19 protein-coding genes are annotated in these 15209 nt (G+C 70.2%); 6 read left to right on the plus strand and 13 right to left on the minus strand.

Going from position 1 to position 15209, the window contains the following annotated elements:
* From B8460_RS01840 to zapE, 5 genes are all read right to left on the minus strand, one after another.
* The coding region (locus B8460_RS01840; RefSeq protein ID WP_148360238.1) for a 2-oxoglutarate dehydrogenase E1 subunit family protein at nt 1-236 on the minus strand (236 nt) is incomplete at its 3' end.
* A 124-nt stretch (nt 237-360) separates the two neighbouring features.
* Nucleotides 361-1236: a succinate--CoA ligase subunit alpha gene (sucD, locus tag B8460_RS01845; RefSeq protein ID WP_048859869.1), complete on the minus strand. Its 876-nt coding sequence runs from the start codon at nt 1234-1236 to the stop codon at nt 361-363.
* Nucleotides 1236-2432, minus strand: coding sequence for an ADP-forming succinate--CoA ligase subunit beta (gene sucC / locus B8460_RS01850; RefSeq protein WP_048859870.1), 1197 nt, complete (start codon nt 2430-2432; stop codon nt 1236-1238). The genes sucD and sucC overlap by 1 nt, the downstream gene beginning before the upstream one ends.
* 19 nt (nt 2433-2451) lie before the next feature.
* Nucleotides 2452-3405, minus strand: coding sequence for a malate dehydrogenase (gene mdh, locus B8460_RS01855; protein ID WP_048859871.1), 954 nt, complete (start codon nt 3403-3405; stop codon nt 2452-2454).
* Nucleotides 3406-3595: 190 nt separating this feature from the next.
* Entirely contained in the window at nt 3596-4759 is a 1164-nt protein-coding gene (gene zapE, locus B8460_RS01860; RefSeq protein WP_048859872.1) for a cell division protein ZapE, read from the minus strand.
* Between the two features lie 123 nt (nt 4760-4882).
* On the opposite strand from zapE, the gene B8460_RS01865 reads away from it, so the two are divergent.
* Nucleotides 4883-5125, plus strand: a complete 243-nt coding sequence (locus B8460_RS01865) for a hypothetical protein (RefSeq protein WP_048859873.1) — start codon at nt 4883-4885, stop codon at nt 5123-5125.
* A 68-nt stretch (nt 5126-5193) separates the two neighbouring features.
* A complete protein-coding gene (locus B8460_RS01870) occupies nt 5194-5838 on the plus strand; it encodes a 2OG-Fe(II) oxygenase family protein (RefSeq protein ID WP_048859874.1) in 645 nt (214 codons plus the stop codon).
* A gap of 52 nt (nt 5839-5890) precedes the next feature.
* On the opposite strand, the gene B8460_RS01875 is transcribed toward B8460_RS01870, so the two are convergent.
* The 5 genes from B8460_RS01875 to B8460_RS01895 form a co-directional block, all read right to left on the minus strand.
* Complete coding sequence (locus tag B8460_RS01875) at nt 5891-6673, minus strand: succinate dehydrogenase iron-sulfur subunit (RefSeq protein WP_048859875.1); 783 nt, start codon at nt 6671-6673, stop codon at nt 5891-5893.
* Nucleotides 6674-6710: 37 nt separating this feature from the next.
* Nucleotides 6711-8519, minus strand: coding sequence for a succinate dehydrogenase flavoprotein subunit (sdhA, locus tag B8460_RS01880; RefSeq protein ID WP_048859876.1), 1809 nt, complete (start codon nt 8517-8519; stop codon nt 6711-6713).
* A 59-nt stretch (nt 8520-8578) separates the two neighbouring features.
* Nucleotides 8579-8995 (minus strand): succinate dehydrogenase, hydrophobic membrane anchor protein, encoded by a 417-nt coding sequence (gene sdhD, locus B8460_RS01885; protein WP_048859877.1) that lies wholly within the window; start codon nt 8993-8995, stop codon nt 8579-8581.
* Between the two features lie 4 nt (nt 8996-8999).
* Nucleotides 9000-9434 carry a succinate dehydrogenase, cytochrome b556 subunit gene (sdhC, locus tag B8460_RS01890; protein ID WP_241771068.1) on the minus strand — a complete coding sequence of 145 codons (435 nt, stop codon included), beginning with the start codon at nt 9432-9434 and terminating at the stop codon, nt 9000-9002.
* Nucleotides 9435-9527: 93 nt separating this feature from the next.
* Nucleotides 9528-10559, minus strand: coding sequence for an aspartate-semialdehyde dehydrogenase (locus tag B8460_RS01895; protein WP_048859878.1), 1032 nt, complete (start codon nt 10557-10559; stop codon nt 9528-9530).
* 195 nt (nt 10560-10754) lie between these two features.
* Between B8460_RS01895 and B8460_RS01900 the strand changes: the two genes are divergently transcribed.
* Together B8460_RS01900 and B8460_RS01905 are read left to right on the plus strand one after the other, a co-directional pair.
* Nucleotides 10755-11417: a phosphatase domain-containing protein gene (locus tag B8460_RS01900; protein ID WP_048859886.1), complete on the plus strand. Its 663-nt coding sequence runs from the start codon at nt 10755-10757 to the stop codon at nt 11415-11417.
* A 50-nt stretch (nt 11418-11467) separates the two neighbouring features.
* Nucleotides 11468-12106, plus strand: a complete 639-nt coding sequence (locus tag B8460_RS01905) for a hypothetical protein (RefSeq protein ID WP_048859879.1) — start codon at nt 11468-11470, stop codon at nt 12104-12106.
* A 20-nt stretch (nt 12107-12126) separates the two neighbouring features.
* Here the strand turns inward: B8460_RS01905 and B8460_RS01910 are convergent, their stop codons facing one another.
* Nucleotides 12127-12801, minus strand: a complete 675-nt coding sequence (locus B8460_RS01910; RefSeq protein WP_048859880.1) for a Tim44/TimA family putative adaptor protein — start codon at nt 12799-12801, stop codon at nt 12127-12129.
* A 116-nt stretch (nt 12802-12917) separates the two neighbouring features.
* Between B8460_RS01910 and B8460_RS01915 the strand changes: the two genes are divergently transcribed.
* Both B8460_RS01915 and secB read left to right on the plus strand, forming a co-directional pair.
* The gene (locus B8460_RS01915) at nt 12918-13472 is read left to right on the plus strand and encodes a histidine phosphatase family protein (RefSeq protein WP_048859881.1); all 555 of its coding nucleotides are present in this window, start codon (nt 12918-12920) and stop codon (nt 13470-13472) included.
* A gap of 200 nt (nt 13473-13672) precedes the next feature.
* Nucleotides 13673-14212 (plus strand): protein-export chaperone SecB, encoded by a 540-nt coding sequence (gene secB, locus B8460_RS01920; RefSeq protein WP_048859882.1) that lies wholly within the window; start codon nt 13673-13675, stop codon nt 14210-14212.
* 37 nt (nt 14213-14249) lie between these two features.
* Here the strand turns inward: secB and dnaQ are convergent, their stop codons facing one another.
* Both dnaQ and B8460_RS01930 read right to left on the minus strand, forming a co-directional pair.
* Nucleotides 14250-14933: a DNA polymerase III subunit epsilon gene (dnaQ, locus tag B8460_RS01925; protein ID WP_048859883.1), complete on the minus strand. Its 684-nt coding sequence runs from the start codon at nt 14931-14933 to the stop codon at nt 14250-14252.
* Nucleotides 14890-15209: dephospho-CoA kinase (locus B8460_RS01930; RefSeq protein ID WP_148360240.1), on the minus strand; the 320-nt coding region annotated here is incomplete at its 5' end. The genes dnaQ and B8460_RS01930, both read right to left, overlap by 44 nt.

Genomic DNA, 15209 nt, shown 5'->3' on the forward strand with positions numbered 1-15209 from the left:
GCCGCGCCCACCGCGGCGGCATCGGGCGCCACCTCGAACCGGCTCGGCCGCGGCGCCCAGGAGGCCCCGGTCGCATCGCCGAGGACCGCCCGCGCCTCGTCGTTCAGGGCGGAGAACAGCTCGCCGAAGCTCGGGTCCACGCTGCGGGGATCGGCCGCCCAGCGGGCGTACATCTCCGCGATGAAAGCCGCGTTGGCGCCGTTGAAGGCGGTTGCGAGTATATCCATGCCAGCCATGCGGCAGCGTCCTTCAGACTTGTCGGAACGATCGTCCGATCACGAAACGCTCACATAGGCCGCACCGAGACACCCCATGAACGCATAGGTCACCGCACAGGGTTGATCTGCGAACATGGCGACGCTAGCCCCGGAGCGCCTTCACCATCGTACTGCCTAGCGCCGCCGGGCTTTCGGCCACGTGAATGCCGGCGGCCCGCATCGCCTCCATCTTGGCGGCAGCGGTATCGCGGCCGCCGGAGATCACCGCCCCGGCATGGCCCATCCGGCGTCCCGGCGGCGCGGTCGCCCCGGCGATGAACCCCACGACCGGCTTTCGGACCGGCGAGCGGGCGAGGAACTCCGCCGCCTCGATCTCGCTCTGGCCGCCGATCTCGCCGATCATGATGATCTGCCTGGTCTCGTCGTCAGCGAGGAACAGCTCCAGCACCTCGACGAAATCCATCCCCTTCACCGGGTCGCCGCCGATGCCGACGCAGCTGCTCTGCCCGAGCCCGGCCGCCGTCGTCTGGGCCACCGCCTCGTATGTCAGCGTGCCGGAGCGGCTGACGATGCCGACCGAGCCGCGGCGGTGGATATGGCCGGGCATGATGCCGATCTTGCAGGCGTCCGGCGTGATCACGCCCGGGCAGTTCGGGCCGACCAGCCGCGATCCGGAACCGGACAGCGCGCGCTTGACCCGCACCATGTCAAGGACGGGGATGCCCTCGGTGATGCACACGATCAGCGGCACGCGCGCGTCGATCGCCTCCAGGATGGCGTCGGCGGCATAGGGCGGCGGGACATAGATGGCGCTGGCGGTCGCGCCGGTCGCCGCCACCGCCTCGGCCACCGTGTCATAGACCGGCAGGTCGAGATGCGTCGTCCCGCCCTTCCCCGGCGTGACGCCGCCCACGACCTTGGTGCCGTAGGCGATCGCCTGTTCGGAGTGGAACGTCCCCTGGGCACCGGTGAAGCCCTGGGTGATCACCCGCGTCTCGGCATCGACCAGGATTGCCATCAGCCTGCCTCCGCCACGGCGCGCACGACTTTCTCGGCCGCGTCGGCCAGATTGTCGGCGGTGATGATCGGCAGGCCGGACTTGGCCATGATCTCCTTGCCGAGCTGCACGTTGGTTCCCTCCAGCCGAACCACCAGCGGCACCGACAGCGATACCTCGCGCGCCGCCGCGACGACGCCCTCGGCGATCACGTCGCAGCGCATGATCCCGCCGAAGATGTTGACCAGGATGCCCTCCACGTGCGGGTCCGACAGGATGATCTTGAACGCCGCCGTCACCTTCTCCTTGGTGGCGCCGCCGCCGACGTCGAGGAAGTTGGCCGGGGCGCTGCCATACAGCTTGATGATGTCCATCGTGGCCATGGCAAGCCCGGCCCCGTTGACCATGCAGCCGATCGACCCGTCGAGCGCGACGTAGTTCAGGTCGTATTTCGCCGCCTCCAGCTCCTTCGGGTCCTCCTCCGTCTCGTCGCGCAGGCGGGCGAGCTCCGGGTGGCGGAACAGGGCGTTGTCGTCGAAGCTGATCTTGGCATCGAGGGCGACCACCTCGCCCGCGCCGGTCACCACCAGCGGGTTGATCTCCACGATGGCGCAGTCGAGGGCGAGGAAGGCCGCATACATCGCCGACACGAAGCGGGAGAACGCAGCAATCTGCTTGCCCTCCAGCCCAAGTCCATAGGCGAGGCGGCGTGCGTGGAAGCCGGACAGGCCGGCCGCCGGATCGACGGCCACGCGGAGGATTTTCTCCGGGCTGTGCGCGGCCACCTCCTCGATCTCCATCCCGCCTTCGGTCGAGGCCATGATGGTGATCCGCGCGGTGGCGCGGTCGACCAGCAGGGACAGGTACAGCTCGCGGCTTATGTCGCAGCCCGCCTCGACATAGACGCGGTTGACGCGCTTGCCGGCCGCCCCGGTCTGCTTGGTGACCAGGACATGGCCGAGCATCGCCTCGGCCGCCGCCCGTGCCTCGGCCGGCGACTTCGCGAGGCGGACGCCGCCCTTGCCGCCCGGATCATCGGCGAAGCGTCCGGCGCCGCGGCCGCCGGCGTGGATCTGGCTTTTCACCACATAGACCGGACCCGGCAGCTTGGCCGCCGCCGCCTCGGCCTCCTCGGGGGTCCAGGCGACGTGGCCGTCCAGCACCGCCACGCCGTAGCCGCGCAGCAGTTCCTTGGCCTGGTACTCGTGGATGTTCATGCCGGACGCTCCGCGCGGGTCAGCCCACCAGCTTCTTCGACGCCTCGATCAGCTCGCGCACAGACGCGCAGGACTTGTCGAACGCCGCCTGCTCCGCCGCGTCCAGCTCGATCTCGACGATCCGCTCGACGCCGCCCGCACCGATCACCACCGGCACGCCGATATACAGCCCGTCGATGCCGTACTGGCCGGAGAGGTAGGCGGCGCAGGGCAGCACGCGCTTCTTGTCCTTCAGGTAGCTCTCCGCCATGGCGATCGCGCTCGCCGCCGGGGCATAGAAGGCGCTGCCCTTTTCCAGCAGCTTGACGATCTCGCCGCCGCCGTTGGCGGTGCGCTTGACGATGGCGTCAATCTTTTCCTGCGTCGTCCAGCCCATCTTGATGAGGTCGGGCACGGGAATGCCGGCGACCGTCGAATAGCGCGTCAGCGGCACCATCGTGTCGCCGTGGCCGCCGAGCACGAAGGCCGTCACGTCCTCGACCGACACGCCGAACTCGTGCGCCAGGAACAGGCGGAAGCGCGCGCTGTCGAGCACGCCCGCCATGCCCACCACCTTGTTGTGCGGCAGGCCGGATTTGAGCTGCATCACCCACACCATCGCGTCGAGCGGGTTGGTGATGACGATGACGAAGGCGTCCGGGCAGTGCGCCTTGATCCCCTCGGCCACCTGCGCGATGACGCCCGCGTTCTTGGCAACCAGGTCGTCGCGCGACATGCCGGGCTGGCGCGGGAAGCCGGCGGTGACGATCACCACGTCCGAGCCGGCGATGGCCGCGTAGTCGGAGCCCCCCGCCATGGCGCTGTCGAACCCGTCGACCGGGCCCGACTGCATCAGGTCGAGCGCCTTGCCCGCCGCGACACCGCCGAAGACGTCGAACAGCGCGACATCCCCCAGCTCCTTCAGGCCGATCAGGTGCGCGAGTGTGCCGCCGATGTTGCCGGCGCCGATGAGGGCGATCTTGTTGCGTGCCATACAGAACCTCGGAAGCCCGTTGTGTGCGTCTGGAATGATATGGGGGATGCCGGCGCCCATGCGTCCGGTTTGCGGACATGGTGCAGCGGCTCTGCTGCCAGCCCGCCCCGCACGGCTTCTCCGGCGCCGTCGGCGGCGCCCGCGTAGCTAGCCGATTGGCCGATAAGCGACAAGCAGCCCGCCACGCCGGTCAGGTGAGATGCGCGAGATGCTGCCAGTCGGCGCTCTGCATCTCCTCGATGCGCGAGGCCGTGCGCCGGAACGCCTCCGCCCCGTCGCCCTCGCGGTAGAGCATGTCGGGGGCGGCGTCGGCGGAGGCGATCAGCTTCACGCGATGCTCGTACAGGGCATCGACCAGCGTGATGAACCGCCGCGCCTCGTCGTGGGTGTCCGGCCCGAGCCGCGGCACGCCGTCGAGCACAAGCGCGTGATAATGGGTCGCGATGGCCAGATAGTCGCCCGGCCCGAGCGGCTGGCCGCACAGGGCCGCGAAGTCGAACCGCGCCACGCCCTCGGCCGCGAGCGGCACCGTCAGGGTGCGCCCGGAGACGCGCAGACGTTCGGGATGCGCCGCCGCCCCGCCCGCCAGCGCCTCGAACGCCGCGTCCAGCGCCTCGGTCGCGCGCGCATCGGCCGGGACGTGCCAGGTGGTCCGGTCGCGCAGCCGGGACCGCCGCCAGTCGCGCCCGCCCTCAAGGACCAGCACTTCCAGATGCCGCTTGATCAGGGCGATGAACGGCAGGAACGCGTCCCGCCCCGGCTGGCCCTCGAACAGATGGTCCGGCGCGGTGTTCGACGTCGCCACCACCACGACCCCACGGGCGAACAGCGCCTCGAACAGCCGACCGAGGATCATCGCGTCCGCCACGTCCGTGACCTGGAACTCGTCGAAGCACAGCAGTGCGGCCTCGGCCGCGAGGCCGTCGGCGAGCGGCGGGACGGGATCGAAGCCCGACGGCGCTTCGCGCCGCGCCGCATGGATGCGGGCGTGAACGTCCTGCATGAAGGCGTGGAAATGCACCCGCCGCTTGCGCGGCACGTCCGCGGCCGCGAAGAACATGTCCATCAGCATCGACTTCCCGCGGCCCACGTCGCCGACGAGATACAGCCCGTTCGGATAGTCCTGCTGTTCCTCCACCCGGCGGCGGCCAAGGAGGCGGGCGAGAAAGCTGCCGCCCTCCGCCTGCGGCCCGGGGGAGGGGTCATACTGGTGCAGCTTCGCCCACAGCAGCTGCAGCCGCTCCGCCGCCAAGGCCTGCGCGGGGTCGGCGGCAAGCTCGCCCGCCCGCAGCCGCGCCCGGTAGGCCGGCAGCGGCCCGTCGCGCAGCGCCGCGGGTGGCGTGTCGATTTTCATGCTGCATCGCGCCATAGCCCACACCGTGCCGCCGATCAACGACGCGCGAGCCGAACAAACCAAGCCCGCTGTTGCGGCGCTGCATCCCTAACCGCCGAATTCGCAGATGGGAAGGGAAGTACGATGCGCAGTATCTTGTTTTCGATCGCGTTTGCTGCCAGCGCCTCCACTGCCGCGCTGGCCAGCGGCGCACACCAGTCGCCGCGTGCCGGCATGGATGCCGCGTGCGGATCGCTCTCGCCCCGCGCCGGGCGGATCGCCTATGCCGTGCCGGAGGCCAGCGCCTGCTGCGCCGACGCACCGGCCTGCCCACGCCTGCTGGCCACGACGGTGATCCGCCGGCCGGCGATCGACCCGCGCACCTGACCACCTGCGGGCCGGTCGTGCTACAGGCGGGCAGACCACGGGATGCCACGGGAGTGGCGGAGGGACGCATGACCGAGCCGAGCCTGACCCTTGATTACGACGCGCTGCGCCACACCCCGGTGGCGACCGACCCGTTCGCCCATGTCGTGGTGCCGCGCTTCGTCCCGCCCGACAGTCTCCGCGCCGTGCTCGCCGACATGCCGCCGATCGCCAAGCGCGGGTCCTTCCCGGCGGAGAGCCTGCGCCTCGGCCCCGCCGCGCGCGCACTGTCCGAGGAAATGCAGGGGCCGATCTTCCGGTCGATCGTCGCCGAGCGCTTCGGCCTCGACCTCAGCGACGCGCCGACGATGCTGACCATACGCGGCCGGACCGAGGCCCGCGACGGGCGCATCCACTGCGACAGCACGGCCAAGCGGGTGACGATCCTGCTCTATCTCAACCCGGGCGACAGCGGCTTCGCGGGGACGGAGGGGCGGTTGCGGCTGCTGCGCGGCCCGCACGACCTGGAGGATTACGCGGTGGAGGTGCCGCCGGTGGACGGCACGCTGCTGATCTTCCCGAACGGCCCCGCCACCTGGCACGGCCATCATTCCTTCGTCGGGCGCCGCTACGCGATCCAGATGAACTACATGGCCTCGGACGCGCTGGCGCGCAGCGAACTGCGCCGCCACCGCCTGTCTGCCTTCGTCAAGCGCCTGACCGCCGCCGCCTGACGGCGCGGCGGACGGGACGAGGGAGGCCGGCGGCGGGGCTCGGCAGCGGGGCTCAGCCCTGGCGCTCGACCATCTTCTGCTTGATCGACGCGATCGCCTTGGCCGGGTTCAGCCCCTTCGGACAGGTCTGGGTACAGTTCATGATCGTGTGGCAGCGATACAGCTTGAACGGGTCCTGCAACGCGTCCAGACGTTCGCCGGTCGCCTCGTCGCGGCTGTCGGCGATCCAGCGATAGGCCTGCAGCAGGGTGGCCGGGCCCAGATACTTGTCGCCGTTCCACCAGTAGCTCGGGCAGCTCGTCGTGCAGCAGAAGCACAGGATGCATTCCCACAGCCCGTCGAGCTGGGCGCGCTCCTCCTTCGACTGCAGCCGCTCGGCATCCGGCGGCGCCGCCGTCTCCGCCTGCATCCACGGCTCGACGGAGCGGTACTGCGCATAGGCCTGCGTGAGGTCGGGCACCAGATCCTTGACCACCGGCATATGGGGCAGCGGGTTGATCTTGACGGTGGCCTTCACCTCCTCGATCGGCTTGAGGCAGGCGAGCGTGTTGGTGCCGTCGATGTTCATCGCGCAGCTGCCGCAGATGCCCTCGCGGCAGGAACGGCGGAACGTGAGCGTCGGATCGATCTCGTTCTTGATCTTGATCAGCGCGTCGAGAACCATCGGGCCGCACGCATCGAGGTCGACCTCGTACGTGTCCATACGCGGATTCGCGTCGTCGTCGGGGCTCCAGCGATAGATGCTGAAGCTCCGCACCCGCTTGGCGCCGGGTTCGGCCTTCCAGGTCTTGCCCGGCTTGACCTTGCTGTTCGCCGGCAGCGTGAACTCAGCCATGTAACGCCTCTTCTCTCGCCTGCTGCGGGACGTTCGATCAGTAAACCCGCTTCTTCGGCGGAAAGACCGAGACCTCGTTGGTCAGCGTCTGCATGCGCACCGGACGATAGGCGAGTGACACCTCGCCGTGGTCGTCGCAGGTCGCGACCGTGTGCTTCATCCAGTTCGCATCGTCGCGATCGGGATAGTCGTCATGCGCGTGCGCGCCCCGGCTCTCGGGGCGGGCCTCGGCGCTGACGATCGTCGTCATCGCGTTGCCCATCAGGTTGTGCAGCTCCAGCGCCTCGACCAGATCGCTGTTCCAGATCAGCGAGCGGTCGGCGACCGACATGTCGGACAGCCCGTCCCACACGCGCCGCATCTTCGCGACGCCTTCGGTCAGGCTCTTGGACGTGCGGAACACCGCGGCGTGGGCCTGCATCGTCTTCTGCATCTCCGCCCGCAGGGCCGCGACACTGGTGCCGCCCTTGGCGTGGCGGGTGCGGTCGAACCGCTCCAGCGATGCCTCACCCGCCCGCGCCGGCAGCGGCGCCTGCGACGCGCCGGGCTTCAGCGTCTCGGCGCAGCGATGCGCGGCGGCACGTCCGAACACGACGAGATCGAGCAGCGAGTTGGTGCCGAGCCGGTTGGCGCCGTGCACCGACACGCACGCGGCCTCGCCCACCGCCATCAGCCCCGGCACCACGGCGTCCGGGTCGTCCCTGGTCGGGCGCAGCACCTCGGTGCGGTAGTTCGTCGGCACGCCGCCCATGTTGTAGTGAACGGTCGGGAGCACCGGGATCGGCTCCTTCGTCACCTCGACGCCGGCGAATACCTTCGCCGTCTCGGAGATGCCGGGCAGCCGTTCGTGCAGCAGGTCGGCGCCGAGATGTTCGAGATGCAGCAGGATGTGGTCCTTGTTCGGACCGCAGCCGCGCCCGGCGTTGATCTCCATCGTCATCGAGCGCGACACCACGTCGCGGCTCGCGAGGTCCTTGGCGGTGGGCGCGTAGCGCTCCATGAACCGCTCGCCCTCGCTGTTGGTGAGGTACCCGCCCTCGCCGCGCGCGCCCTCGGTGATCAGGCAGCCGGCCGGGAAGATGCCGGTCGGGTGGAACTGCACGAACTCCATGTCCTGCACCGGCAGTCCGGCGCGCAGCACCATTCCGCCGCCGTCGCCCGTGCAGGTGTGAGCGGAGGTGCAGGACTGATACGCGCGGCCATAGCCGCCGGTCGCCAGCACCACGGTCTGCGCGCGGAAGCGGTGGATCGACCCGTCATCCAGGCACCACGCCATCACGCCGCGGCACGCACCCTCGTCCATGATCAGGTCGAGGGCGAAATACTCGACGAAGAACTCCACGTCGTGCTTCAGGCTCTGCTGATACAGCGTGTGCAGGATCGCATGCCCGGTGCGGTCGGCGGCGGCGCAGGCGCGCATCGCCGGCGTCTTGCCGTAATCCTTCATGTGGCCGCCGAAGGGGCGCTGATAGATGCGCCCGTCATCGGTGCGGCTGAACGGCACGCCGTAATGTTCCAGTTCGTAGACGGCCGGGATCGCCTCGCGGCACATATATTCGATCGCGTCCTGGTCACCGAGCCAGTCCGACCCCTTCACGGTGTCGTACATGTGCCAGCGCCAGTCGTCCTCGCCCATGTTGCCGAGCGCGGCGCCGATGCCGCCCTGCGCCGCGACGGTGTGGCTGCGCGTCGGGAACACCTTGGTGATGCAGGCGGTCTTGAGGCCGGCGGCGCTGATGCCGAGGGTGGTGCGCAGGCCCGACCCGCCGGCGCCGACAACGACCACGTCATAGGTGTGGTCGACGATGGAATAGGCCCGGGTGGACGGCAGCGTGATGGCGTTCATCTCAGCCTCGTATTCACCGGCGCGGTGGCGACGCCGGATCGTTGTGGACCGCGCCCGTGTCAGACGTGGCCCGACAGGCCCAGCTTCAGGATGGACACGACGGACGCGAGCGCCAGCAGCGCCGTCACGGCGCGCATCACGAGCAGCGAGGCGAGCCGCACCGGCTCAGCGTGGATGTAGTCCTCGATCACCACCTGCAAGCCCAGGTGCATGTGATGAAAGGTGGTGAGCACCAGCGCCAGCATCAGCACCATTGTCACCGGCGACTGCATCCAGGCAACGATCGCCGCGTGCGGTGCGCCCAGATGGCCCAGCAGGGCGAGGATGAACCACAGCGTCAGCGGCACCAGCGCGGCCGAGGTGACCCGCTCCGCCCACCAGTGCGCCACGCCGGAGCGCGCCGAGCCGAGCCCGCGCACCCGCCCGAGCGGCGAGCGCAGCACCGCGACATGCGGCGTGTGTGTCTTTTCGCTCATTGCCCTAGGCCCTCAGCAGCAGACCGACGAACCACGTCAGCAGCGTGCAGGCGCCGGTGGCGATCAGCACCGCGATGCCGGAGGCATGGTATTCGGCCTTTTCGAAGCCCCGGCCGACATCCCAGGCAAGGTGCCGCAGGCCGGCAAAGAAATGGTAGAACAGCGCGGCGGTCCAGCCGAACAGCAGCAGCAGCCCGATCGGCGAGGCGATGAAGCCCTGCACCGCGTCATAGGCCGGCGCCCCGTCGGCCGCCGCGACCAGCCACCACACCAGCAGCAGGGTGCCGACCGACAGCGCGACGCCCGTCACCCGGTGGAAGATCGACAGCGCGCTGGTGATCTGCGGACGGTAGATCTGAAGATGCGGCGACAGCGGCCGGCGCACCAGACGCCCGTCGGACGTCCGCGCCACCATCATCGCCTCGCGTGTGTCAGTCACGGCTCAACCCCTCGCCGGTTCTATCGAACGATCGACCTTGAGTGAGCAAGGACGGCCGCTTGTCAAGCCGCCGCCCCCGCGATCCGGTCCCGATCAGGCCGCCTTTTTGCCCAGGAGCCCCTGGGCCACCATCGTCTCGGCGATCTGCACGGCGTTGAGGGCCGCGCCCTTGCGGAGGTTGTCGCTCACGCACCAGAAGGCGATGGAGTTCTCGGCGGTCGGATCGCGCCGGATGCGCGAGACATAGACCGTGTCCTCGCCCACGCATTCCGCCTGCGTCACGTAGCCGCCGTCCTCGTGCTGATCGACCACGGTCACGCCGGGGGCATCGCGCAGGATCGACCGCGCCTCGCTGACGGATACCGGCCGCGTGCACTCGGCGACGACCGCGACCGCGTGGCCGATGAAGACCGGCACCCGGACGCAGGTGGCGAAGACCTGGATGTCCGGATCGACGATCTTGCGGGTCTCGACCGCCATCTTCCACTCCTCCTTGGTCGACCCGTCTTCCATGAAGCGGTCGATCTGGGGGATGCAGTTGAAGGCGATTTCCTTGGTGAACTGCTCGGGCTTGACCGGATCGTTGACGTAGAACGCCTTGGTGTGGGCGTAGAGCTCGTCCATCGCCTCCTTCCCGGCGCCGGAGACGGACTGATAGGTGGCGGCGACGATGCGGCGGACGCCGAAGCGGTCGTGCAGCGGCTTCAGCGGCACCACCATCTGGATCGTGCTGCAATTCGGGTTGGCGATGATCCGCCGCTTGGCAAAGCGCGCCAGCGCCTGCGGGTTCACCTCCGGCACCACCAGCGGCACGTCCGGTTCCATGCGGAAATGGCTGGTGTTGTCGATCACCACGCATCCCGCCTCGGCCGCGCGGGGGGCATGGACGGCGGAGACCGACGCGCCGGGGCTGAACAGGCCGATATCCCAGCCGCGGAAATCGAAGCTGTCCAGGGCCTGCACCCGCAGGACGGAGCGCTCGCCGAACGAGACTTCCTGTCCCACCGAGCGGCCGGAGGCGAGGGCCGCCACCTCGCTCACGGGAAATTGCCGTTCGGCCAGCGTTTTGAGCATCTCGCGCCCGACCGCCCCGGTGGCACCCACGACCGCGACCCTGTAGCCCATCGACCTGATCCCCAAGCGTTTGCCGCCCCGGCATTTGCTGCCGTGCGGCATGCAGGTAGCGCCGTCCCATGCCCCGCGACAAGCGCCGGCTGGGCAGGGCTGGCCCAACGCCGCCCGGCCGGGGCGCGGCAGGACGGGCCGAGCCGCGATTTGCCTCCGCCCGGCCGCGCCCGCATAAGCGCGGGCATGGACACGATCTTCCGCGGACGGCTGGAGACGCCGGGCGACCGCCGCCTCGCCTGGGTGGACGCGCTGTTCGTCGATCACGCCCTGTGGCGGCTGGTCTTCACCAATTTCGCGGCCGTCGTCCCCGGCCGGCTGTACCGGATGAACCACCCGACGCCCGGCCGGCTCGCGGCCGTGGTCGGGCGGCACGGCATACGCACCCTGATCAATCTGCGCGGCCCCACGGGCAACGGGTCCGACGCGCTGAGCCGGGAGGCCGCGGGCCGGCTGGGGCTCGCCTTCGTCGATGCGCCGCTTGAAAGCCGCGGCGCGCCGCAGCGCGACCGCGTGCTGCGGCTGATTGAGACCTACCGGACCATGGCCGAGCCGGGGCTGGTGCACTGCAAGTCCGGCGCCGACCGCGCCGGCCTCGCCGCCGCCATCTTCCTGCTGGCCCAGGGCGCGACGGCAAGCACGGCGATGCGCCAGCTCTCGTGGCGGTTCGGGCACGTGGCGCGGTCGAAGACCGGGGTGCTGGACGCGTTCCTGCTCACCTATGCCCGCGAGGCGGAGGGCCGCCTGTCCTTCGCCGACTGGGTCCGCACCGAGTACGACGAGGCCGCGCTGCGCCGGGACTGGCGGGCCGGCGGCATGGCGACCTTCCTCAACGACCGAGTCCTGGCACGGGAGTAGTCGCGCGCCGCCCCTTTCTGCGGCGCGGACCGCCGGCGCATGGTCGCGCCATGGACACCGCCGTCACGCCGTCGCCCCCCGTCCCCGCGCCGTCCGCAGAGACGCTCACGCTCGCCGCCCGCATCGACCACTACGTCGCGCGGACCGGCTTTCCGCGCTCGCTGTTCGTCAGCGAGGACGGCCGCATCGTCGGCACCTGGATCATGGGCAACGACTATCGGGTGAAATCCGGCTACTACGGCGGCTATCCGGCCGGCTACCTGCGTCGCATACGCGCGCTGTTCCCCGACAAGTCACGGATATTGCACGTGTTTTCCGGCCGCGTGGATCTCTCGGCGCTGCCGGGCGACACCGTGGACGTCAATCCGTCGCTGGCGCCCACCTATGTCGACGATGCCCAGAGCCTGATGGGCGTGCCGCTGGAGACCTATGACCTGGTGCTCGCCGATCCCCCCTACAGCGTGGAGGACGCCGAGCGGTACCAGACCACCATGATCCGGCGGAATCTCGTGATGCGGGCGCTGCAGCGCCTGCCGCCCGGCGCGCACGTGGTCTGGCTGGATCAGGTGTTGCCGATGTATCGAAAGGACCGCTTCGCCATCGACGGGGTGATCGGCATGGTCAAGAGCACCAATCACCGGTTCCGCGTCGTCACCATCTTCCGCCGGTTGCCCGACGCTCCCGCCTGATCCGCCTTGGGTACAGGCGGTCAGGCACTCCGCGCCGACACCAGCCGCCAGGTCGGGTCGCGCTGCGTGAGGTCGCGCTCGAACGACCAGATGTCGTCCAGCTCCGTCACCGCATCGGCCCCGGAGGCGATGGCGCCGTCGCGGGCGCGGACATAGCTGACCTGATCGGACACGAAACGCACGTCGATGCTGGCATGGGTGTCGTGCAGCCGCGCCGCCTCGATCGAGGCGCCGGTGATGGCCCGCACCTCCGTCACCTGGGTCTCGCCCGCCGCCTCGCGCGCGGCGATCGCGGCGTCGAAGGCGGCGAAGATTTCCGGCCCCAGCAGCGGCCGCAGCGTGTCGCGCCGCCCCTCGGCATAGGCGCCGACGATCAGGGTGAACGCCTTCTCCGCCCCGGCGAGGAAGCCGGCGGGGGTGAAGCTGCGGTCGATCGTCTGCATGCGCAGCAAGGTCTGGCCGACCGGACCGGCCGGGTCCGGCAGCGGCCGGCCGGGGGGCGCGACCGGTTCGGCGCGGGCGTCGATAACCGGGGCCTTGCGCCCGCCCGTCGTGTCGGCCGCCGGCCTGAACGCCTCACCCTGACGCTCGAACCCGGTCCGCCGGCCCAGGATGCTGCGCAGGCGCAGCACCAGGAACGCGGCGATCATCCCAAACAGGACGAGGTCGATCGGAAACCCGTTGGCGCTGCCCATGCTCTCTGCTCTCGCTCCGGACCCTAGACATAGGGCGTCTTCGCCCGCGCACAAAGGCGCGCCTTGGCCGCGCCCCCCGGTCCCCAACCGGCCCGGCCCATGGTATCCGCCCGGACATGATCCTGCTCCGACACGGCCAAAGCGAATTCAACCTCCATTTCACCCAGACGCGCCGCGATCCCGGCATCGAGGACCCGTCGCTCACCGACCTCGGGCGGGAGCAGGCGCGGGCGGCCGGGCAGGCCCTTCGTGACGCCGGCATCAGGCGCATCATCACCTCGCCCTATACCCGCACGCTGCAGACGACCGCCCACGTGCTGGAGGCGATCGACGCCCCGGTGCTGATCAACCCGCTGGTGCGGGAGCGCTATGCCTTCGCCTGCGACATCGGCACGCCCCGCACCGAGCTGGCCATGCGCTGGCCGGACCACGGTTTCGACCATCTGGACGAGGTCTGGTGGCCGCCGGCCGAGGAGACGGCGGACAGCATCATCGGCCGCGCCCGCCGCTTCCGCGCCGAGATGGCGGCGGTCGACGGCTGGGAAGACACGCTGGTCGTCACCCACTGGGGGTTCATCCTCTCGCTCACCGGGCAGAGCGTGATGAACGGCCAGTGGCTGCGCTGCGACCCGCGGGCGGAGGGGCCGGCGACCATCACCTGGAAGGCCTGATCCGCCCGGCGTGGCCTGGCTCCCGGCATCCGGACGCCCCCGTCGCTGATGCGCCGGGACCCGGCTTGGCTCTAGGCTCGCACGACCGCCCGTGCTACCGCGCTGCCCCCAAGGCATGTAGCCCGGCGCAACGCGTGGACGGCCGCGCAGGCGGTCGGCGCCGCGCCCGTCACACCAGGACCGTTTCACGGAGAGCGTCCATGTCACAAAGCACGCCCGCCCCGCTGGCCCAGCAAGGCGCGCAGTCGCTGCCGCTGGTCGTCAACGCCCAGTACGTCAAGGACATGTCGTTCGAGGTCCCGGGCGCCCCGCAGGTCTACACGCAGCTGCGCAGCCAGCCGGCGGTCAACATCAACCTCGACGTCCAGGCCCGCCGCGTCGGGGATCAGACCAACGTCTACGAGGTCACGCTGGTCATCCGCGCCGAGGCCGGCATGCCGGCCGCCAACGGCGCCGACGGCGCGGCCCCGCCCAACGTGATGCCGCAGACGCTGTTCGTGGCGGAGCTGTCCTATGCCGGCGTGTTCACCCTGAACAACCTGCCGGAAAACGCGGTCGAACCGGTGCTGCTGGTGGAATGCCCCCGGCTGCTGTTCCCCTTTGCCCGCAACATCCTGGCCGAGGTGACGCGCGACGGCGGCTTCCCGCCGGTGCTGCTGCAGCCGATCGACTTCGTCGCCCTGTGGCAGGCCCGCCGTCAGCAGGCCGGGCAGGGACCGGGCCCCGTCGCCACCGCCTGACGCCGCGCGCCCTGACGTCTCGCCGCCGGGACCCGGATCAGGCCATCAGCCAGACCGGGTCCTTCAGCCGCGCCACCAGCGCCGCATGCGCCGCCAGCGCCGCCTCGTCCGGCACCACCAGGACGGGGCGGCGGGCGGCGGTGAACGTATAGGCCACCAGCGGCATCGCCGCCTCCTCCGCCTCGGCCACCAGTGACAGGCCGCGCTGCCGGCCGCCCGTGAGCTGGACATACACCTCGGCCAGCAGCTTGCAGTCGAGCAGCGCGTTGTGCGTGGTGCGCGCCGACAGATCGATGCCGTAACGCCGGCACAGCGCATCGAGACTGTTGGGCAGGCCCGGAAAGTGCGTCTTCGCCAGCGCCAGCGTATCGATCATCCGCGCCGGATCGAGCCGGGGCCGGCCGATGCGCGCCAGTTCCGCGTCCAGGAAGCCGAAGTCGAACGGCGCGTTATGCGCGACCAGCGGATCGTCGCCGAAGAACGCCAGCAGGGCATCCGCCGTGTCCTCGAACCGCGGCTTGCCGGCGACGTCGGCGGCGGTGATGCCGTGGATGCGGCTCGCGTCCTCGGGGATGTCGCGGCACGGATCGATCAGCGTGTGAAACGTCCGGCCCGTGGGCAGATCGTTGATCAGTTCGAGCGCCGCGACCTCGATGACGCGGTCGCCCCTCGCCGGATCAAGCCCTGTGGTTTCCGTGTCGAACAGGACGGACCGGCTCATGCTCTCTCCCCCCGCGCGTGAGGCACCGGACCAGCCGGCGGATGGCGCGCTGCGCGTGATGGCGCGACAGGCCGGTCTGTACCACGTGGTCGGCGAGTCGCCGCTTCTCGCGGTCCGGCATCTGGCGCCCGATGATGGCGCTGATCTGCGCCTCGTCCATCTTGCCGCGCAGGCGCACGCGATGGCGCTGCACCGCGGGCGGGGCGGATACGACGACGACGCGATCGACCCGGCGCCGGCCGCCGGTCTCGAACAGCAACGGTATGTCGAGCACCA

The sequence above is a fragment of the Acidisphaera rubrifaciens HS-AP3 genome (genome assembly GCF_000964365.1).
Taxonomy (GTDB): Bacteria; Pseudomonadota; Alphaproteobacteria; order Acetobacterales; family Acetobacteraceae; genus Acidisphaera; species Acidisphaera rubrifaciens.